The following is a 19,983-nucleotide window of genomic DNA, read 5'->3' as shown; positions in this document are numbered from 1 at the left end:
CCTCCTGGCAGTATGAATACGGTTCTAGGCCTTTTCAAACGCGGCCTAGGGCGGGAATGGGGCCGCCGGGGGTCCCATTCCCGCAGGCGGAAGGTTCGGGGTTAGCTGGCGGCGGTGACTTCCAGCTGAATGGCGCCGCTGGTCAGGTCGTCCACAACCTTCTGGACCTGGCTCTGGACGTCAGCGGACATGAGGCTGTCGCTGTAGCCGCCCACCTTGAACAGACCGGAGGCAAAGGTGCCCTCAATCTTCAGGCTGCTGTTGAAGTTGCCCTCGGTATAGGCTTTGACGGCGCTGACGATCTGCTGCTTGGTGTCAGTCTGGACATACATGGCGGCGGTGTTGGGGGCCATCTCCTGCTGGCTGGGGCTGGTGACTACAATGGTCTTGCCGCTCTCCTCGGCGGCCTGGACCACGCCGATGCCGGCGCCCTGGGCGTACTGGAAGATACAGTCCACGCCCTCGTCAAACAGGGCGTTGGCCTGCTCCTTGGCCTTGGCGGAGTCGTCCATGGAGCCCACATAGGTGATGACGGGCTGGGCGCTGGGATTGGAGGCGGCCAGACCCTGGACAAAGCCGTTTTCCACCCGCTTCTGGGCCAGACCCTCAGTGGAGCCCACAAAGCCCACCTTGTTGCTCTGCGTCAGCAGGCCCAGGGCGTAACCGGCCACATAGCCCTGCTCCTCGTTCTTTACGTCGATGCCCACTACGTTGTCATAGCCCTCTACCACGGAGTTAGTGACGGCGAAAGCGGTGTCGGGAAACTCGGCGGAGACGCTCTTGATGGCATCCAGGAAGTCGTTGCCGTGGCCGATGATCAGGTTATAGCCCCGGCTGGCGTAGTCGCGGATGGTGCTCTCCTGCTCCGCCAGGGGGACGGACTCGGAGTAGTCGGCGGCGGCCAGGCCGTACTCGTCCTTGGCCTGCATCAGGCCGTTGTAGCCGGCGGCGGACCAGCCGGCGTCGTTGATGGTGCCGGGGAGCAGAATGGCCGCGGAGACGCCGTCACCGCCGCCCTGGCCGTCGGATCCACCGGCGCCGCTGGGGGCGCTGCTGGGCTGGGAGCCGCCTCCGCCGCCGCAGGCGGTGAGGCCGAGGGTCATAGCCGCTGCAAGAGTCAAAGCCGCAATTCTCTTTTTCATAACATTCACCTTTCTCCAAATAGAAATTATGTCTTCTGATGATTCCGCTGGCGCAGGCAGCGGGGACACAGGCGGTTCAGGCGGGGGCGTCCGCGGCGCTCTTGCCCAGCATCATAAGGCCAATCTGCTGCACCGCCTTGGCGGTGGCGGGGGCCTCGCCCATGATCTGACCCTTGAAGAGGACCAGAATCCGGTCCGACAGGGCCAGCAGCTCGTCCATCTCGGTGGACACCAACAGGACGGCCTTGCCGTCGGCGCGCTCCTGAAGGATACGCTTATGGATGAACTCAATGGCGCCGATGTCCAGGCCGTGGGTGGGGTGGCAGGCGATGAGCAGGTCGTGAGGCCGCTCAATCTCCCGGCTGGCCACGATCTTCTGCTGGTTGCCGCCGGACATATTGCCCGCCCGGGTCTCCGGGCCGTTGGCCTTGATGGAGTAGTCCTGGATCATTTTGCGCACAGTGCTGTCGATAACCTTGTTTTGAAGGAAGCCGTGCTTGGCGTAGGGTTTGTGCCAGCGCTCCTTGAGAATAAAGTTGTCCCGGACGGAGAAGTTGAGCACCAGGCCCTCGGTCTGGCGGGAGAAGGGGATGTTGGACACGCCCTGCTCCAAAATCTCCTTGGGGGTGCTGTGGGCGATGGAGCTGCCCTTGAAGCGGATATCCCCGGAGGCTGCGGGGGTGAGGCCCATAATGGCCTCAATCAGCTCCAGCTGGCCGTTGCCGTCTACGCCGGCAATCCCCACGGTCTCGCCGGCCCGGACGGTGAAGCTGACGTTGTCCACGGCAGGGATGCCGCCGTCGGCCCGGACGGTGAGGCCGTCCACCTCCAGTACGGTGGCCCCCGCCTTGGCGGGGGGCTTCTGGAGCTGGAGCTCCACGTCCCGGCCCACCATCATGCGGGCCAGGCGCTCCTCGTCGATGTCGCTGACCTGGGCGGTCTCGATAAAGTGGCCGTCCCGCAGGACGCTGACCCGGTCGCAGAACTCCAGCACCTCACGCATCTTGTGGGTGATGAAGATCACCGTGTTGCCGTCCTTGATCCAGTTGCGCAGTACGGCGAAGAGCTCGTCGGTTTCCTGGGGAGTAAGTACCGCGGTAGGCTCATCCATAATGAGGACGTTGACCCCCTTATAGAGCACCTTGATGATCTCCACCCGCTGCTGGTCGCCCACGCTCAGGTCGTGAATGCGGGCGTCCGGGTCCACCTTCAGGCCGGTGCGCTGGGACAGGTCCAGAATCTTCTGCCGGGCGGAGCGGGTGTCCAGAAGGGGTTCCCGCTCCAGCTTGGCGCCCAAAATCACGTTTTCCATTACGGTGAACTTGGGGATGAGCATGAAGTGCTGGTGGACCATGCCGATGCCGTGGGCAATGGCGTCCTGGGGGCCGCTGATGCGTACGGGAGCGCCGTCAATGGTGATGACGCCCTCGTCCGGCTTGAGCAGGCCGTAGAGCATATTCATCAAAGTGGACTTTCCCGCGCCGTTTTCGCCCAGCAGCGCGTGAATCTCCCCCTTGGCAAAGCCAATGGATACGTCGGCGCTGGCGGTGACGCCGGGAAAGCGCTTGGTGATATGCTCCATTCTGATATAATCGTTCATAACAGCTTTCTCCTATCCTGCGCGGGCGGGGCCGGATTACTCCATAAAACGGAAGCGGTGCAGGGAGATGAACAGGCTGAGCAGCTTGTTTGTGACAGGCTCCCCCTCGTTGTGGTTGCCCAGAGCCTCCAGCGCGTCGTCGATCTTCTGAGAGGCGGCCCGCAGCTCGTCTACCGGCAGATTGGCCATCATGCCGTAGATCTCAATGGGGAAGACGGCGGAGGGCTTCTGGTCCTCGGTGACGATGCAGGCGCCGGAGTACTGGTCCACCGCCTTCAGGCAGGCGCACATCTCCTGGCTGTCCTGACCCACCACCACCATGTAGGGCGTGGGGGCGGGGAAGGAGGTGGAAACCGCCCCCCGGTCCACATACACGCCCTTAAACAGGCCGTTGACAATGTGGCGGGCCTCTCCGGCGGCGGGATAGCGCTTGAGCACGGAGATGCGGGAGAGTTTTTGACCGTCCAGCTCGGGGATTACCTTGCCCTCTGCATAGGGCACCCAGACCTCCTGGTAGAACTTGGCGTGGCCCCGGCCGTACACGTCGAAGAGGAGGACCTTGGCCTGCTTGCCGTCGGCGGAGATCTCAATGGGCTGGATGTCCAGCTGGTCGGCGGTGAGGTCATTCAGGCCGGGCACGCCCTTGGTGACCATGCCGTCGTAGCCGATCTCCGTGTGGGTGAGCAGCTTGCGGTCCTGGGCGATGAGCTTGCCGCTCTTAAAGACGTACTTGGGCTCAATGACAGAAAGGCTGTCGGTGAGGACGATGTCCGCGAAGCGGCCGGGGGTGAGGGATCCGAACTGGTCGTCCATGCGGAAGTACTTGGCGGTGTTGTAGGAGGCCATCTTAATGGCCTTGATGGGGGGGATGCCCATCTCCACGCACAGGGAGATGATCCAGTCCATATGGCCCAGCTTGGTCAGGCGGTCGATGGAGATGTTGTCGGAGCACAGGCAGAAATTGTCGGTGGGGAATTTCCGGTCCACAATGGCCCGGAGAAGGGTTTTAATCACTTCGCTGCTGCCCACGCCGAACTTGATCTGGGTGGCGTAGCCGTAGCGGATGCTCTTCTCCATATCATTGACGTTCCAGACGTCGTGGTTGTTGGTGGAGCCGATGGCGGGGAGATAGTTCAGCTCCATGTCGCTGAGAGTGGTGACGCCCCAGTGGGAGTTCATAAAGCCGCCCCGCTCCCGCAGCCAGGCCGCCTTCTTGAAGTCGTCCTCATTGCCGCTGGAGTAGGAGAAGTGCTCAAACTCGCCCAGGCCGATGACCGGGTCCAGCTTCAGAATCTCCTCGGTAATGGCGGCGGGGACCTTCTTGCCGGGGGCAAAGGCGTACACCCGGTAGGGCAGCTTCTCATAGTCCTTGAAGAGGAGCTTAAAGGCCTCCAGGCCGTCCGCGCCGGCGGAGCCGATGAGATCCAGGCACTCGGCAAAGATGGTGGTGGTGCCGTTGGGGACCATGGCCTCCCCCAGGGCGGTGGGGTGGGCCAGCTGGGACTCGAAGTGGATGTGGGCGTCGATGAGGCCGGGAATGGCGTACAGGCCCTGGCCGTCAAAGACCTCCTTCACCTTGATCTTGTCCTCGTCGGGTGAGAGGGCCACGATGCGGCCGTTGTAGATGAGCAGAGAGCCGGCGTAGACCGTCTCGCCGTGGACATCCAAAATGTTGAGGTTCTTGAGGAGGAGGTCAGCCTCTTTTTCGCCGTGGACAATGTCAAAGATGTCGTGGACCTGCTGGAGCTGAGAGACACTGTGAGACATGGTGAATCGTTCCTTTCCGTCTATCTCGTGGAACCTGTCCAGGGACAGGTTTTTACGCTTTAGTTATACGTTTAACTTTTATAACAAAAGACGAACAGCGGCGGTTCGTCTGTTTGTCCTTGAAAAATACCGGGTCAGGTGGAGGTGCGCTGGACGATGGAGGGCTCCAGCACCGTTACCGGGTCGATGGGCAGGCCGTCAATCTGGCGGATGATAAGCTGGGCGCTGTGGATGCCCAATTCGTAGTTCTGAAGGTCTACACAGGACAGCTCCGGGGTGGTGATCTCCCCCACGATGGAGTTTCCGAAGCCCAGCACGGCAATGTCCTGGGGGATGCGCACCCCCCGCTGGGACAGGCACTTCACCAGGCCGGCGGCGATGAGCTCGTTGAGGGCGAAGACCCCGTCAATGCCGCCGTCGATGAGCGCGTCCAGACAGCTGGGAGAGGTGACCAGGCCGGGGCTGGTGTCCAGAATCACCGGCTCCGGCAGGCCGGCGGCCAGAGTGGCCGTGCGGAAAGAGGCCGCGTGCTGCACCATGGGGTCGTCCCCGCTGTCCCCCTTGCGCACCAGGGCCAGACGGCGCTTGCCCCGCTGGATGAGATGGCCGGCGGCCAGCTCCCCCACCTTGAGAAAGTCGGGGTAGAGCAGAGGGTAATGGGTGTACGGAATGAGGCGGTTGACATAGACCACGGGGATGCCCCAATCCACTAAGTACTTTAAAGTATCCTTGAAGGCCAGGTCATAGGACATCCCGATAAAGATGACCCCGGCGGCCATATTTTCCCGCATCATCTGCAAAATTTCCAGCTCGCTCTTCTGCAAATGGTCCTTTTCGAAAATGAAGAGGTGATAGCCGTGCTTGGCCAGCTCCCAACTGATGCCGCCGGTCATGTCGGAATAATAAGAGGTGTTGATGCGGGGGACGATAACCGCGATGTTGGAGGTGCTGTTGCGCTTGAGTGACTGGGCCACTACGTTGGGGACGTAGCCCAATTCCTCTATGGCGTGTTCCAGCCGCTCCTGGGTGTCCCGCCGGACGGTGATCTTGTGGTTGAGATATCGGGAGACGGTACAGACGCTGACGCCCGCGTGCTGGGCGATATCCTTAATGGTAGCCATAGTGATCACCTGATAAGAATGATACGTTTAACAGAGTATAATCTTGCGTTAGTTATACGTTTTACTTCATGGCGATACTATAGCACACAGAAAAAAAGTATGCAAGCGTTTTTTGAATTGTCCCTGTAATTTTAGATATTATATACAGAAAAGAGAGAAAAATTTTGTCGCGGACGGCAGGAGAAAAATTTCCCGGGCGCTTCTGCCGCCCGGGAAATGGCTTGAGGTTACGGCTCGCGGGTTCCCTCCCGGGGCGGCGCGCCGAGAAGGAGGAGGAGCAGGGCGGCGGCGGGGAGGATCAGAGCGGCGGGACGCCAGCCCTGACTGAGCCGCAGGGCGAGACCCTGGGGCGTACACAGGGACAGGCGGCGCAGAAAGGGGGAAAACTGTCCCAGATCCCCAAAGCAGCCCCCCGCCAGGCAGGTGATCAGCGCCGCAAAGGGAGCCAGAGCGTCAATCCGGCCGCTGAGGGCGGAAAAGCGGGTGAGAGCCAGGGCAAAGGCGGACAGAGTACATAAATAGAGCAGCAGGGCGGCCAGCTCCAGAGGGGCGGGGGGACCGCCAGGCAGAAAGGCGGCGGCGGAGATCAGCAGTCCCACCAGCAGCAGAGCCAGAAAGTCGCTGCCGTAGGAGAGCAGCCGTCCGCCAGGCAGGGCGCACACCCGGCGCTCCACCCGGCGGGCGTCGGTGCGGCCGGTCCACGCCGCCCAGGTGAGCAGGGTGAACATAGCCGCCAGAGTGGTGAACCCCAAGGGGCTGGGGGCGAAGGGGTCCGCCGGTGCAGCGCCCCCCAGGGCGGTGAAGCGGCACAGCGGGGGGAGGGCCTCCTGTGCCTGGGCCATGCTGTCGTAGAGAGTGCGCGCCTCTTGATCGGAGAGAGGGCGGTTCAGACGGGCCTCCGCGTCCCGCAGGCCCCGCAGCCGGGCCCGCTGGGCGGCGGTCTGGCCGGCGATGAGCTCCCGGGCGGCCTGGGCCGAGGCGGAGGAGGCGGCGCTGTTATAGGTGAGCGTGGGGAGACGGCCCGCCTCCAGATCGGCGCCGTAGCCGGGGCCTATCGTGAGCACTCCCTCTGCCCCGCCGGAGGCGAGGAGACGCCGGCCCTGTCCGGCGGAGACCACCTGGAGACAGACCCCCTCCTGGGCGGCAAGGCGGTCTGTCAGCTCCTGGGCCAGCGGATGGGCGTCCTCCACCACCGCCGCCAAGGTGAGAGCGGTGGGGCGGACCTGAACGGCGTAAGCCGCCAGAGCCCCGCACAGAGCCGCCGCGCCCAGCGTGACCAGCAGGCCCAGCCAGCCGCCGGCCATGGAACGGACCTTGAGGACGGCTAGAGAGAACAGCCGGCCGGACCGGGGGAGGTAGGGCTGGGCGCCGGGCTGCTCCGGTGCGGCGGAGGAAAGGGCGGGGACGCCGCCGGTGCGGCGCCGGCCATGGTGGACCAGACCGGGGAGCGACAGCAGGGCACATCCGCCCCCCAGGGCCAGGAAGGGCCAGAGGACAGACAGACAGGGGACGAAGACGCCCTCCTGGCGGGACAGCGCCTCCAGCCCCTGCCGGGCGTAGTAGGGCAAGGTGAGCCGGCCCAGAGTCTGGACCGGGAGGGGGAGCAGCTCCCTGGCGTACAGCGCGCCGCCGGAGAGCAGGGAGAGCAGGAGGATCAGATTGCCCCGGCGCTGGGCCGCGGCGCTGTCCGGCGACCAGGCCGCCACACACAGGAGCAGGCCGAAGGCCCCGCAGAAGAGAAGAAAGGAGAGAAGCAGCACCCCGCGCCAGTCCCCCGGCTGAAAGACAGCCACCAGAAGGAGAAGGGCGGGAGTGGTGAGCAGCAGGGCGGTGAGAAATTTGGAAAAGAAGAAGGCGGCCGCCCGGCCCCCCGCCGCCAGATACCGGGGGAGAATCCCCATGGCCAGCTCCTCCGGCAGGGTCTTCACCGCGCAGAGAGGGAAGAAAAGGCACAGGGCGGACAGGGCGCAGACAAAGAAATTCCGCTCCAGGGTCTGCTGGACATCAGCGGTCTGGACGGCGGCGTCAAAGACCTGCTGCCGGCCCAGGGCGTCCTCCAGCAGATGCCGGGAGGTCTCCCGCCAGAGCTGGGCGGAGCGCTCGGGGGTAAGGCCGCCGTAGCAGAATTCATAGACCGCCCGGCCCGCCGTCTGGTCCGCGGCGATGATATCCGTGACGGAGGAGATGACCGATTGAAAGAGAGCCGCCTCCAGAGGCATGGAGCGGTTGAGGGTGACAGAGACGGCCTGGTTGTCCATGGTGTACATGGTATAGAAAAAATCCTTGGGAATGGTGACCACTGCGGCGGCCCCCTGCCGGAGAAGGTCAGCGTCTGACTGGCCAGGCAGCGCAAGCACTACCTGGGAGAAGAGCTCCACACGGCCAATCTGACCGATCAGCGAGCGGGACATGACGGTTTGATCCTCATCCCGGACGGCGATGGGGAAGGGCTCCACATAGGCCTGCCGGGGGGTGGAGGCCATGCCGGCCCGAAGGGCCAGCAGGAGCAGGGCTGGCAGAAGGAGAGCGATAAGCCCCGTGCCGCTGCGGAACAGGCGGAGATCCTTCCCAAGTGCGGCCTTTAACCCTCTCATGGCGCGGCGTCCCCCTCTGACTGCGAGATAACCCCCTTTTCCAGGGTGAGGATGCGGGTGCTCACCCGCTCCAGCTCGCCGTGCTGGTGGCTGATGAAGACCACGCCGCAGCCCCGCTCCCGCAGGTGGGTGAGGATGCCCAGAATCAGCTCCGCCGAGGGGGCGTCCGCCCCCACGGTGGGCTCATCCAGCAGGAGCAGCCGGGGAGTGATCATCAGGGCGGTGGCCAGATGGAGCCGGCGGCGCATCCCGCCGGAGTAGGCGGATACCGGCGCTTTGGCCTTGGCGGTAAGGTCCAGCCGCTCTAACAGCCAGCGGCTGCGGGCGGCGATGGCCTTCCGGGGGAGACCGTACACCCGGCCCCAGAAACGGAGGTTTTCCAGACCGGTGAGGGAGTCGTACAGAGCCACCTCCTGGGGGACGTAGCCCACCTGCCGGTCCAGGTCCGCCCCGTAGCGGCAGGTCCCGCCGTCCGGCCGGAGCACCCCGGCCAGGAGCTTGAGCAGAGTGCTCTTCCCCGCACCGTTGGGGCCGCGGATGCCCAGAATCTCACCGGCATATACCTCCAGAGAGAGGGGGCCCAGCACCGTTGGGCCCCCGCGGTACCGCTTCTCCGCCCGGTCCAGGGTGACGATTGGCTGACGCTGTTCCATGGCGCTCAGCGGTAGTAGACGTCCAGCTGGGACAGAACGTCGTGAGTGAGGGTATCGCTCAGGCGCTCCATCAGATCCTCATACTGCCACCAATCGTAATTGGTGATGTCCTGGGTGTGGGTGCGGGGCTTGGCGGCGGTGGAGGGCTGGTCCGTGGTGTGGAGAGTGACGGTGAGGCCGCGCAGCTCCTCTGTGTAGGTCAGATCGGCCAGGCTGTCAAAGTCAAAGATGTGGTCCGTGCCGCCTTGGGCGGCTTTCATTACGGAAAAATTCATCGCATAGAGGTCGCCGGAGTAATCCACAGGCATGATGATCTGATAGTCACCGTAGCAGGCGCCCAGGGCGGAACGCTTGGTTTTGTCCACATCGCGGAAGGAGACGCGGTAGAGCTCCTGGTCATAGGAGGTGGTGAGGACGCATTCGCCGCTGTAGCGGCCGTTCTCCTCCGCTATGGTGAGGTCGGCGGCAAAATCCCGGGAGCCGTAGGACTCCATATAGTACAGGTCGTGCCGCTCCCCCTTGCCGGGGCGGTAGGACTCGTAGGCGAGGACCACGTCGCCGCCGTCCAGCTCCAGGCGCTGCATACAGACCTTGCCGCCGCTGACCCCCAGATACCAGCAGAAGCCGGAAGATTCCATTGTGCGGCCGATCTCCGCCGCCTGAGCCCGGAGGTTGTTGGCCGCCTGGGAAAGAGCGTCGTCCAGGACATCCTCCAGGTCCACACCGGTTGCCCGCTCGATAAGCGCCTGGTTGCTGCCCAGCAGCGTGGTGACAAAGCCGCGCAGGTTTTTGTCCTTCTCCAGGGTGTCCGCCAGGCGGAGGACCATCCCCTCAATGTCTTCGGCGGAGGGGCGGAAGACGTAGGTCTGTCCGTCCACCGTCTTACCAAGGCCGTCCAGACGGATGACCTTGCCGTCCAGCTGGGTGACATTGTCCTTGTTTACCGTGTCCAGCACCACGTTGATGTAGCACTGGGCCAGATCGTGGAGGAGATCCGCTGGGATGGTGGGGATCTCCAGATCCTCCAGCCCCTCAATGCCGCCAGAGCGGCGGGCCAGCTGGGCCAGGTCGATGAGATAATAGGTGTCGTCCAGCTCCGGCAGGCAGAAGCCCAGGGTGCCGTTGTCGTAGGTCAGCGCGCCGGTGAGGATGGTGCTGCCCATGAGGTCAAATTCCAGATTGGCGAGAAGGGCCCGTTTGTCCATGTCCACCTTCAGGCGGAGGGCGGATCCGTCCAGATACTGGTTGATATCGGGATCGTCCACCCGGGCGGTGAGGGTCATGTCCGTGGACAGGCCCAGCAGGCCGTTGATCTGCCGGGTGTTGTCCATCAGGTCGGACAGGCCCTTTTCCAGCAGGAGCTCCTTTTGATAGGCCAGGAATTTGTCCGCCGGAGAGGCGAATACGCCGGTAAAAAAGGCAATGGCCGCACCCGCACCCGCCAGCACCACCGCGAAGAGGGCCACGAAGGGGAGAATGCGCCGGGCCTTGGCGGGCTTCTTTACCACAGGGATGGGAGACGCGGCGGGAATAGCCGGGGAAGACGGAGCCGGCGGCGGGGGCGGCGGGGCGGCGTCCAGACAGGCGCCGCAGTTGGGGCAGAAAGCGCCGGCGTCCCCGGAGAGCAGCTCCCCGCAGTTGTGACAGAATCCCCCGGAGGCCCTGGGCGGCGGGGGCGGCGGGGCGGACGCGCCGCAGTTGGGACAGAACCGGGCGTTCTGGTCCAAAGGCTGGCCGCAGTGAGTACAGGTTTGCATCAAAATCCCTCCATCTCCGCCCTGTCCTTGGATCACACACAAACGGAGAGAGCGGTTTTTCCTATTCTATCAAAACAGGGTGGGAAATGCAACTTGAGGACGGGCTGGTTCTTCAACAAGAGGAAAATAAAAATATTTTTCCTCTTAGATGTACGGAGACGTGCAACTTTTGGGGGTTGGGAAGCAAGGGTGAAAAGAGGTGAGGCAAATCGCCATGAGAGATGGACGGAAAACCGTACTCCGGCAGATTGAACAGATGGCAAAGAGCAGGCCCAACGATGTGGTAAAGCTGGCCTTCCTGGACGGCGGACAGCTGGAGGAGATCGACCGGATGGATTTGATGATGCTCTCCGAGCTCAGGCGGAGCGGAAACGGTGGGGTGGAGGTGAAGCTCAACGACAGGCTGAAGACCCTGGAGCGGCTGCTGGAGCTGAGCCGGGAATCGGAGGAAGCGGGCGGGTTCTTTCAGGCGCTGGAAAAGGCGGCGGAGGGGTTGAATGAAATTTAAATCCTTTTCCCCCAAACAGCGGACGGTGTTGACCTGGTGGTGCGGGCGCTCCCCCTGGAGGGACCGGGAGGCTATTATCTGCGACGGGGCGGTGCGCAGCGGGAAGACCCTGTGCATGGGGCTGTCCTTCTTCTGCTGGGCCATGGGGCGCTTTCGGGAGGAACAGTTCGCCCTGTGCGGCAAGAGCGTGGGGGCCCTGCGGCGCAACCTGCTCCGGGAGGTGCTGCCCGCCCTGCGACAGCTGGGGTTCCAGTGTGAGGAGAAGGTAAGCCGGAACGTGATCGAGGTGCGGCGGGGGAGGCGGCACAACACCTTCTATCTCTTCGGCGGGCGGGACGAGGGGAGCGCCGGGCTGATCCAGGGCGTCACTTTGGCGGGGGTGCTGCTGGATGAGGTGGCCCTTATGCCGCGGTCCTTTGTGGAGCAGGCGCTGGCCAGGTGCTCCGTCCAGGGAGCCAAGAGCTGGTTTTCCTGCAACCCGGCGGGGCCGGAGCACTGGTTTTACCGGGAGTGGATTGAAAAGAGCGAGGAGCGGCGGGCGCTGTACCTCCACTTCACCATGGAGGACAACCCCAGCCTGTCCAGACAGGTGCGGGAGCGGTATGCGCGCACCTACAGCGGCACCTTCTACCGCCGGTTTGTGTTGGGAGAGTGGACCGCCGCCCAGGGGGCGGTATACGACTTCTTCGACAGCAGCTACGTCAAGCCGGTACCGCAGGGACCCATGGAGCGGTGGTGTGTCTCCTGCGACTACGGGACCCGCAACCCGGCCTCCTTCGGGCTGTGGGGCCTGCGGGAGGGAGTGTGGTACCGGGTAAAGGAGTACTACTACGACGCGGGAAAGACAGGCCGGCAGAAGACCGATGGGGAGTATGCCCAGGACCTGGCCCGGCTGGCGGGGGAGCGGAGCGTGGACACCGTGGTGGTAGATCCGTCGGCGGCCAGCTTTATTGAAATCCTCCGCCGGGAGGGCTGGAATGTGGTGAAGGCGGACAATCAGGTGCTGAGGGGGATCCGAAGGACGGCGGAGCTCCTCCAGACCGGGCGACTGGTGATCTGTCAGGGATGCGGCGACGCCATTCGGGAGTTCTCCCTGTACTGCTGGGACGAGCGGGCGGGGGACGACCAGGTGAGAAAAGAACACGACCACGCCATGGACGACATCCGCTACTTCGCCGCCACCATCGCCGGCCGGGAGGAGGAGACGGAGTTTGAGGCCCTGTGCGTGGAGCGGCAGGTGTTCTGAATGGGAGGGTTTTTAAAGCTTGAGGTGGTTTGAAAAGGGGAAAAAGCAGGAGGCGCCGGCGGTACAGCTGCGGGAGGCAGAGCGGCACCCCTTCGCTTTGCTGGATGGGTACGTGCCCTTGCGCAATGGGGAGATCGCCCTGTACCGGAGCATCCGGGAGGCGGTGCCGGTGGTGGACGCCGCCATTTTGAAGCTGGTGCGGCTGGTGGGCGGGGTGGCGGTGCAGGCGGAGGACCCGGCGGCGGCGCCAGGACTGGCGGAATTTCTGCGCACAGTGAACACCGGGCGGGGACAGAGGGGATTGCAGTCCTTTCTGGACAGCTATCTGGACGCCATGCTCACCTGCGGCAGAGGCGTGGGGGAGCTGGTGCTGGACCGGCGGCATACAGAGATTGCCGCCCTGCTGTGCGGAAATCCGGCGGATCTGATGATAAAAGAAGGGGACAGCCCGTTGGACTTTACCCTGTGCGTCAGGGGAGAAAACGGAGTCCCACAGCCGCTGCCAAGGCAGGATCTGCTGCTGTTTACGCCCTTTCAGCCGGAGACGGACAGCCCCTATGGGGTGTCCCTGCTGCGGTCCATGCCCTTCTTGGTGGAAATCCTGCTGAAAATCTATCAGGCCACCGGGATGAACTGGGAGCGGATGGGCAATGTGCGCTTCGCCGTGGTGTGCAGGCCGGAGCGGGACGGATTGGAGCGGGGAAGAGCCCAGGAGCGGGGCGCTCAGATCGCCAGAGAGTGGTCCGCCGCCATGCAGGCGGGGAAGCAAGGCAGCGTGAGAGACTTTGTGGCGGTGGGAGACGTGGACATCAAGGTCATCGGCGCGGACAACCAGGTCCTGGACAGCGAGGTGCCGGTGCGGCAGATTCTGGAACAGCTGGTGGCTCGGACAGGTATTCCGCCCTTCCTGCTGGGGCTGAGCTGGTCCACCACCGAGCGGATGAGCGCACAGCAAGCGGATATGATGACCAGCGAGATCACCGCCATACGGCGCACACTGACCCCGGTGGTGGAGCGGATCTGTGAGCTGTGGCTGAGAGTACACGGCTTCGGCAGCGGAATCCAGGTGGTGTGGGAGGACATCAATTTGCAGGATCTGGTGGAGGAGGCCAGAGCCGAGCTCTACCGGGAGCAGGCCCGAAAGACCAGGATGGAGAACGAATTGGAGGGGGAGAAGCGGACATGAACATTATCAAAGAGGCGGGCGTGGGCGGCAGCGGCACGGTGAGTCCGGCGGATCTGGCGCTGATTCACGCCCAGAGCAAAAAGGAGCTGACGGAGGAGGAGGTGTATACCTTCTGCGTGCGGCTGTGCGACAACGAGGTGGACCGGGATTTTGAGCGGTTTCCACTGGCCTCCCTGGAGGAGCTGGCGGAGCGGTTTGTGGGCAAGTGCGGCGTGTTCGACCACAACTGGAGCGCCAAAGAGCAGGTGGCCCGGATCTACCGCGCCGAGCTGGTGCGGGAGGAGCAGGCGCGCACCGCGGCGGGAGAGCCCTACTGCTACCTGAAAGGGTACGCCTATATGCTGCGCACCCCAGGCAATGAGGAGCTCATCGCAGAGATTGAGGGGGGCATCAAGCGGGAGGTGTCCATCGGATGCGGCGTGGAACGGGCAGTGTGCTCCGTGTGCGGCGAGGACATCCACGACCGGGGGCGGTGCGCACATATCAAGGGACAGCGCTACGGCGGCCAGCTCTGCTGGGCGGATTTGACCGGGGTGATCGACGCCTATGAGTGGTCCTTTGTGGCTGTGCCAGCCCAGAGACAGGCAGGGGTGCTCAAGCATATGGATATGAGCTGGAAGGAGCTGGTCCAGGCCAGGCCCGAGCTGAAGCGGCTGGAGCGGGAGGCGGAGACCGGAAGGCGCTATCTGGCCCAGCTGCGCCGGGAGGTGGCCCGGCTGGGCGGCCTGGCAGAGCCGGGACTGAGCCATGAGACCATGGCGCGCATCGCGGACCGGCTGGAGGAGGGAGAGCTGGCCGCCCTGAAAGCCGCCTATGAGGACCGGCTGGAGCAGCTCTATCCGGCGGGAAGCCAGCTGAGCTACCAGAGCAGCCAGGGGCTGGAGACGCAGGCAGATGAGGGATTTCGTATTTAAACAAAATTAAGGAGGAGAAGAGATGGAGCGAATTTCGTTTGAGGGGATTGGAGAAGTGATGGCCACCTTTGAGGCGGAAGAAAATGTGAAGGCGGGCCAGGTGGTAAAGGTGAGCGGAAACGGCACGGCAGCCCCCTGCGCCGCCGGTGACCGGCCGGCCGGCGTGGCCGCGGCGGTGAAGAACGGGTGCGCCGCGGTGCAGGTGAGAGGCTTTGCAACGGTCCCCGCCACAGGCGTGGGCATCGGATGGGCCAAGCTGTCCGCCGACGGCAGCGGCGGCATGGCGGCGGACGAGAACGGCGCGGACTATCTGGTGGTGCAGGCCGACGGCGAGGGCGCCGCTGTGGTGCTGCTGTAAGAGAGGGAGGAGAGATTGATGAGCTATCAGTGTGAGCGAGTGAGACTGGAAAAGGGCATGTACAACGAGGCGGGACGATCCTTTACCCAGGTGCTGGAGCGGGAGGACCCCTCCGAGAGCTACCGGGGGACGGCCATGGAGGGGCTGGACGCCTATCAGCGGCAGCTCAAACGCTTCGACATCAAGGTGAAGGGCAAGGGGAGCGACGTGGTGGAGAAGTTCTTCGCCAGCGCCCAGTCCGCGGTGCTTTTTCCTGAGTACATCGCCAGAGCGGTGCGCCAGGGCATGGAGGAGAGCAATCTGCTGCCGCAGATGACCGCGGCGGTGACCCAGTTCGACGGGATGGACTACCGGTCTATCGCCTGCGTGCCGGAAAAAAAGCATAAGGAGCTGCGCCATGTGGCAGAAGGGGCGGAAATCCCACAGACCCGGGTGAGAAGCCAGGAGAATCTGGTGCGGCTGCACAAGCGGGGCAGAATGCTGGTGGCCCCCTATGAGGCCATCCGCTATCAGAAGCTGGACCTGTTCTCCGTTACCCTGCGGCAGATTGGCGCGCACATCAACCGGATGCATCTGGAGGACGCCATCGACGTGCTGGAGAACGGAGACGGCAACGGAAACCCGGCGCCCAGCTATACCATCGGCACCAGCCCCATCGGCGGCGCCAAAGGTACCTTGAGCTATGACAGCCTGGTGGACTTCTGGGCCCAGTTTGACCCCTATGAGATGAATACGCTGCTGGTATCCGGAGACGTGATGCGGGCGCTGCTCAAGCTGGAGGAGTTTCAGAATCCCCTGACGGGACTCAACTTCCAGGGGACCGGCAGACTGAATACCCCGCTGGGGGCGACGCTGCTGCGCACCTCCGCACTGGGCAGCGGCACGATGATCGGCCTGGACCGGAACTATGCCCTGGAGATGGTGCAGGGCAGCGAGGTAATGGTGGAGTACGACAAGCTCATCGACCGGCAGCTGGAGCGGGCGGCCATTACCAGCGTCAGCGGGTTTGCCAAGCTCTTCGCCGACGCGGCCAGGGTGCTGCATGTATAGCACGGAGCTGGAGGAGAAAATCCTGGCCCTGGCGGTGGAGCTGGGCGGCCTGGACCGGGAGGAGCGGGACGGGATAACGGCGCTGTGCTGGGCGGCGGCGGAAGAGCTGGCCCCCCGGCTCAGGGCGGGGACGGGGCCGGAGGACTGCCCTGTCTTCCCCCTGGCGGCGGCCTGCCTGGCCCTGGGGCTGAGGAGTGAGCGGGGCGCGGTGGAACGGTTCTCCGCCGGGGATCTGAGCATTGATACCGGGGGCGGCCGGCGGGGTGCGGCCCTGCGGGAGCAGGCGGAGCGCCTGCTGGCCCCCTATGCAAGAGACGAAGGGTTTTGCTTTCAGGGGGTAAGAGGTTGAACGGCGGGTTTGAATGGATCCTGAAGGAGTACGGCCGGCCGGTGGAGGTCTGGCGGGAAGGGGCTTGCCAAAAGGGGCGCGCCCTGCTCCAGCCCATTTTGGAGAAGGGAGGTGGGGACGCCCAGGAGGTCCCCACTCCCCTGGGCCGGCGGCGCACCGGCCGGTTCCTCTACCTGGGCAGCGCTAAGGTCCCGGTGGCGTGGAACGACCGGGTGGTGTGCGGGGGGAGAAGCTACCGGGTGCGCCGGGCCCAGGCCATCCGGGCGGGAGCGCAGTTCTCCCACTGGTGGGCTGTTGTATCGCCGGAGGACAAGGAGGGGTAGCTTGGCGGGACTGGATGATATTCGGGAGTGTCTGACCGCTTTCCTGGAGGAGCAGGGGGTGCGGGCGGTGAGCGCCTGGCCGGAGGAGAGCCGAAAACAGAGCAGGGGCGGTCTGGCAGCGGTGTCCCTGCGGGAGGTCCAGGGAGGCCCGGCGGGGTTCCGGGATTACCTGGGGGAGCGGTACGACGAGCAGACAAAGCGGTGGGTGGAGCTGTACGGCCGGCGGGTACTCCTTACCTTCGGCGTGGACCTCTACGCGGGGCCGGGAGAGGGGGCGGCGGAGGTGGAGCGCACCTTCGACCGGCTGGCCCAGGCCCTGCACACCGGCGGGCCGGCGGGGCTGAAGATAAAGGAGTTCTCCTGCGGAGAATGCGTTTACGACGGGGAGGCGGATCGATGGCGCTGTCCGGTGCGGGCGGTGTGCCAGGCGTACCTCTACGCTGCGGCGGATGAGGGAGGCGCCTTCCTGGATTTTGAAGTGAAGGGAGTCAACAGAGCATGAATCAAATGACAAGCCATGAGCGGCCGGGGGTGTACTCCTCCTATGACGCGTCCTCCATTGTGCAGGGGGGCGGCGGCGCTTACGCCGTGGGGATCGCGGCACAGTGCGAAACCGGGGAGGCCGGCGCCCTGTACCACTTCAGCCGGTTTGAAGAGGCGGCGGAGACCTTCGGCGAGGAGGCGGCGCTGAGCGGGCTGGTCAAGCTGCTGTTCCAGAACGGAGCGGCGGCGGTGTACGCCGTGCCGGTGGCCGGAGAGGACTACACACAGGCATTTTCTCTGCTGGGAAGCGCGGAGGGGGCGGCAATCCTCACCTGCGACAGCACGGAGCTGACGGTGCAGCAGGCCCTGCGGGAATGCGTGATGGAGGCGTCCCAGGCCCGGCGGGAGCGGATCGCCGTGGTGAGCGGCGGCGCGGAGAGCGTACAGGCCCTGACCCAGCGGGCGGCGGGCCTCAACTGCGAGCGGGTGGTGCTGGTGGGTCCGGCGGCGGGGGAGGACAACGGCGCCGCTTTGGCCGCCGCCGTGGCAGGAGCCATCGCCGGGGAACGGGACCCGGCGGTGCCCCTGGGCGGGGCGGAGCTGAAGGGCCTGAACGGCCTGAGCGCCCGGTACACCGACGGGGAGATTGACACGCTGGTCCAGGGGGGCGTGACCCCGGTGGAGGAGAGCGGCGGCATATATACCGTGGTGCGCGGGGTGACCACCCGCACCAAGACCGGCGGCGCGTCCGACACCACCTGGCGGGAACTGAGCACCATCCGGATTGTGGACGACGTGATTCCCACCGTGCGGGAGGCCCTGCGGGTGAAGTTCCGCCGGGCCAAAAACAACGAGCAGAGCCGGGGGGCCATCCGGTCCCAGGTGGTGCTGGAGCTGGAAAACAAGGTGAATCGGGAGATCATCAACAGCTATGACGGCGTGACCGCCCAGGCGGACCCACAGAACCCCACCGTGTGCCGGGTGGAGTTCGCCTTCTCAGTGACCCACGGGCTCAACCAGATCTGGCTGAGCGCCCACATTACAGTTTAAAGGAGGAATGTACAGTGAAAATCGCGGGATTTCCCACCAGCAGCGATATCTATCTGGAGGTGGAGGGCCGGAAGGTGGCGGTGGTGCAGAGCTACGCCGCCCGGACCACAAAGCGCAGCCAGATTGTGGAGGCCTTCGGCGAGGATGAGCCGGTGGCCTCCATCCCAGGACAGCGCAGCCATGTGCTGGAGCTGACCCGGCTGTACGCCACCGACGAGGCCATTCGGGACGGACTGAATTTCTATGAGCTGAAGGACTTCAGCCTGGTGATCTGCAAGCCGGACCGGAAGGTGATTTACTCCGGGTGCCAGTGGAGCGACATCAGCGAGACCGGCGCCCTGGGGGCCATGGTAGTGGAGAAGATTACCATTGTGGCCACCAAGCGGATTGAGATGGCCCTATGAGCGGTAATCGCTGGACAAAGCTGCTGGCTGGGGCGGACCGGCTGGCGTTGGAGGATGGGCTGGCGCTGCGCCTGCTGAGCGCCGGAGAGACGCTGGAGGCCCGGCGGGAGGCAGAGAGTCTGGCCAGAGACGGTCGGGAGCGGGCCCTGTGCGCCAATGCCTGTCTGCTGGCCCGGGCCCTGGAACGGGAGGGAACCCCCCTGTTTGAAAACGGACAGGCCGCGCTGGATGGGCTGACCGCTCGGGAGATCGCCGCCCTGGCGGAAAAGTGGGCCGCCTTCGACCGGGAGGAGAACCCCTCTATGCAGGGAGAGGCGGAGGCCGAAACCCTAAAAAAAGCCTGGAGCACGCGCCGGACGCCCGGCTCCGCTGGCGCGTGCTCCGGACCTTCAGCGCCCTGCCCAGCGAGGCGCGGGTGAGAGAGATGAAGGAGCGGGACTATCTGTGGTGTATCCTCAACCTGATGCTGGACGACGAGGAGGCCTTGGGACAGCTGTGCCCCGCCTGCCGGGCGGAAGCACTGGAGGGGCGGTGTCCCGGGTGCGGCAGCATCGTCAGCCAGCAGGAGGGGGGGCACAACGCCGCGTTTGACCAGGAGCGGTTTGAGGCCCTGGGACGGGGGGCGGCGCTTTGATTGACTATTTAGAGGCGCTGCTGGACGCGGAGCTGCCCCAGGAGGAGGAGACCATCGAATTTCCCGAGATCGGGGCGGTCCTGGGACCCGGGGCGGAGACAAAAGCGGCTCCGCCCAAATCCGCGGCGGCGGGAGAGGCGCGTTCCGAAGGCCGGGAAAGAGAATATGGCCCAGAGGCAGGGCGGAGAGAGGGCCTGCCAAGGGAAGACCATTCAGATGGGGAGCCGGATCCGGAGGAGGCGTGGGCTTTTTGGGCCCCTGTTTGGGAAAAACAGGGGGAGAGGGCCCCCAGGGAGTCCCGGGAGAGGGCGGCGGGCGAGGAGATCCCCGCTGCCCTGTCAGGGAGCGCCCCGGATGCCGCCCCAAAAAGGGCGAAGAGGAGAGAGAACGCGTGGGAGCGGAGAGAGACGCCGGAGGAGCGCACAGGCTCCGCCGGTTTTTTGGGAAAAGAGGCCCTCCAGACCGCCGTTCGGGCCGGGGAGCTTGCCGGAAGGGTTGGAGACAGAGCAAGGCGGGGAGAAATGCTGCCGGAGGCGGTGTCCGCCGGGGAGGAAGGAGCAGGGACGGCGGAGATCGCCGGGATAGAGCAGGTCCGCGGGGCCGCGGAGGTCGCCGGAATGGAGCGCATCCGCGGGACGGCCCTGGCCCGGCAGGCCGGGCAGCGGCGCTCCGCCGCCCAGTACAGCAGGCAGATTCAAAGCCGGTCCGTCCGGTGGACGCTGGACAGAGGGACGGCGGGGGCCGGGGAGACTTCCCTGTCCCCGGAGGGGCTGGACCGCCTCTTCCAGCGGGACGCCCGGCGGTATGACGGGGGATTTCCCCTGTTTTGACGGAGGAGGATGGG

Annotated in this window: 21 protein-coding genes; 14 read left to right on the top strand and 7 right to left on the bottom strand. The window is 64.7% G+C overall.

Translation table 11 applies throughout. The features are described from left to right. Positions 1 to 101 precede the first annotated feature (101 nt). The 7 genes from D1159_RS08895 to D1159_RS08865 form a co-directional block, all read right to left on the bottom strand. Positions 102 to 1,142 carry a BMP family protein gene (locus tag D1159_RS08895; protein WP_161845318.1) on the bottom strand — a complete coding sequence of 347 codons (1,041 nt, stop codon included), beginning with the start codon at positions 1,140 to 1,142 and terminating at the stop codon, positions 102 to 104. A gap of 76 nt (positions 1,143 to 1,218) precedes the next feature. Continuing rightward, positions 1,219 to 2,742, bottom strand: a complete 1,524-nt coding sequence (locus D1159_RS08890; RefSeq protein WP_161845317.1) for an ABC transporter ATP-binding protein — start codon at positions 2,740 to 2,742, stop codon at positions 1,219 to 1,221. A gap of 36 nt (positions 2,743 to 2,778) precedes the next feature. Continuing rightward, complete coding sequence (locus tag D1159_RS08885; protein WP_161845316.1) at positions 2,779 to 4,509, bottom strand: adenine deaminase C-terminal domain-containing protein; 1,731 nt, start codon at positions 4,507 to 4,509, stop codon at positions 2,779 to 2,781. Positions 4,510 to 4,643: 134 nt separating this feature from the next. Continuing rightward, complete coding sequence (locus D1159_RS08880) at positions 4,644 to 5,630, bottom strand: LacI family DNA-binding transcriptional regulator (RefSeq protein ID WP_161845315.1); 987 nt, start codon at positions 5,628 to 5,630, stop codon at positions 4,644 to 4,646. 227 nt (positions 5,631 to 5,857) lie between these two features. Further along, entirely contained in the window at positions 5,858 to 8,224 is a 2,367-nt protein-coding gene (locus tag D1159_RS08875) for an ABC transporter permease (RefSeq protein WP_161845314.1), read from the bottom strand. Next, positions 8,221 to 8,877, bottom strand: a complete 657-nt coding sequence (locus D1159_RS08870; protein WP_161845313.1) for an ABC transporter ATP-binding protein — start codon at positions 8,875 to 8,877, stop codon at positions 8,221 to 8,223. The genes D1159_RS08875 and D1159_RS08870 overlap by 4 nt, the downstream gene beginning before the upstream one ends. 5 nt (positions 8,878 to 8,882) lie before the next feature. Continuing rightward, positions 8,883 to 10,634, bottom strand: a complete 1,752-nt coding sequence (locus tag D1159_RS08865) for a zinc ribbon domain-containing protein (protein ID WP_161845312.1) — start codon at positions 10,632 to 10,634, stop codon at positions 8,883 to 8,885. Positions 10,635 to 10,848: 214 nt separating this feature from the next. Between D1159_RS08865 and D1159_RS08860 the strand changes: the two genes are divergently transcribed. The 14 genes from D1159_RS08860 to D1159_RS08795 are packed head-to-tail and all read left to right on the top strand — an operon-like array spanning position 10,849 to position 19,969. After that, entirely contained in the window at positions 10,849 to 11,142 is a 294-nt protein-coding gene (locus D1159_RS08860) for an XRE family transcriptional regulator (protein WP_161845311.1), read from the top strand. Further along, positions 11,132 to 12,388: a PBSX family phage terminase large subunit gene (locus tag D1159_RS08855; RefSeq protein ID WP_161845310.1), complete on the top strand. Its 1,257-nt coding sequence runs from the start codon at positions 11,132 to 11,134 to the stop codon at positions 12,386 to 12,388. Before D1159_RS08860 ends, D1159_RS08855 begins: the two co-directional genes overlap by 11 nt. A 19-nt stretch (positions 12,389 to 12,407) precedes the next feature. Then, positions 12,408 to 13,574 carry a phage portal protein gene (locus D1159_RS08850; protein ID WP_161845309.1) on the top strand — a complete coding sequence of 389 codons (1,167 nt, stop codon included), beginning with the start codon at positions 12,408 to 12,410 and terminating at the stop codon, positions 13,572 to 13,574. Further along, entirely contained in the window at positions 13,571 to 14,488 is a 918-nt protein-coding gene (locus tag D1159_RS08845; RefSeq protein ID WP_161845308.1) for a hypothetical protein, read from the top strand. Before D1159_RS08850 ends, D1159_RS08845 begins: the two co-directional genes overlap by 4 nt. Before the next feature lie 22 nt (positions 14,489 to 14,510). Next, positions 14,511 to 14,846 (top strand): hypothetical protein, encoded by a 336-nt coding sequence (locus D1159_RS08840; protein WP_161845307.1) that lies wholly within the window; start codon positions 14,511 to 14,513, stop codon positions 14,844 to 14,846. A gap of 18 nt (positions 14,847 to 14,864) precedes the next feature. Then, entirely contained in the window at positions 14,865 to 15,896 is a 1,032-nt protein-coding gene (locus D1159_RS08835; RefSeq protein ID WP_161845306.1) for a phage major capsid protein, read from the top strand. After that, positions 15,889 to 16,245: a hypothetical protein gene (locus D1159_RS08830; RefSeq protein ID WP_161845305.1), complete on the top strand. Its 357-nt coding sequence runs from the start codon at positions 15,889 to 15,891 to the stop codon at positions 16,243 to 16,245. Before D1159_RS08835 ends, D1159_RS08830 begins: the two co-directional genes overlap by 8 nt. Continuing rightward, positions 16,242 to 16,568, top strand: a complete 327-nt coding sequence (locus D1159_RS08825) for a hypothetical protein (RefSeq protein WP_161845304.1) — start codon at positions 16,242 to 16,244, stop codon at positions 16,566 to 16,568. Before D1159_RS08830 ends, D1159_RS08825 begins: the two co-directional genes overlap by 4 nt. A gap of 1 nt (position 16,569) precedes the next feature. Further along, a complete protein-coding gene (locus D1159_RS08820) occupies positions 16,570 to 17,070 on the top strand; it encodes a hypothetical protein (RefSeq protein ID WP_202621006.1) in 501 nt (166 codons plus the stop codon). Beyond that, positions 17,067 to 18,101, top strand: a complete 1,035-nt coding sequence (locus tag D1159_RS08815; protein WP_161845303.1) for a phage tail sheath subtilisin-like domain-containing protein — start codon at positions 17,067 to 17,069, stop codon at positions 18,099 to 18,101. The genes D1159_RS08820 and D1159_RS08815 overlap by 4 nt, the downstream gene beginning before the upstream one ends. 14 nt (positions 18,102 to 18,115) lie before the next feature. Further along, positions 18,116 to 18,505, top strand: a complete 390-nt coding sequence (locus D1159_RS08810) for a hypothetical protein (protein ID WP_161845302.1) — start codon at positions 18,116 to 18,118, stop codon at positions 18,503 to 18,505. Continuing rightward, positions 18,502 to 18,924, top strand: a complete 423-nt coding sequence (locus D1159_RS08805) for a hypothetical protein (RefSeq protein ID WP_243152201.1) — start codon at positions 18,502 to 18,504, stop codon at positions 18,922 to 18,924. Before D1159_RS08810 ends, D1159_RS08805 begins: the two co-directional genes overlap by 4 nt. A 5-nt stretch (positions 18,925 to 18,929) precedes the next feature. Next, positions 18,930 to 19,139, top strand: a complete 210-nt coding sequence (locus tag D1159_RS08800; protein ID WP_161845366.1) for a molybdopterin oxidoreductase — start codon at positions 18,930 to 18,932, stop codon at positions 19,137 to 19,139. Further along, positions 19,136 to 19,969: a hypothetical protein gene (locus D1159_RS08795; protein WP_161845301.1), complete on the top strand. Its 834-nt coding sequence runs from the start codon at positions 19,136 to 19,138 to the stop codon at positions 19,967 to 19,969. Before D1159_RS08800 ends, D1159_RS08795 begins: the two co-directional genes overlap by 4 nt. Positions 19,970 to 19,983 lie beyond the last annotated feature (14 nt).

The organism is Pseudoflavonifractor sp. 524-17 (assembly GCF_009935845.1).
Taxonomy (GTDB): domain Bacteria; phylum Bacillota; class Clostridia; order Oscillospirales; family Oscillospiraceae; genus Pseudoflavonifractor_A.
Note: the sequence above shows the minus strand (reverse complement) of the source record. Positions and strands in the feature narration are given on the sequence as shown.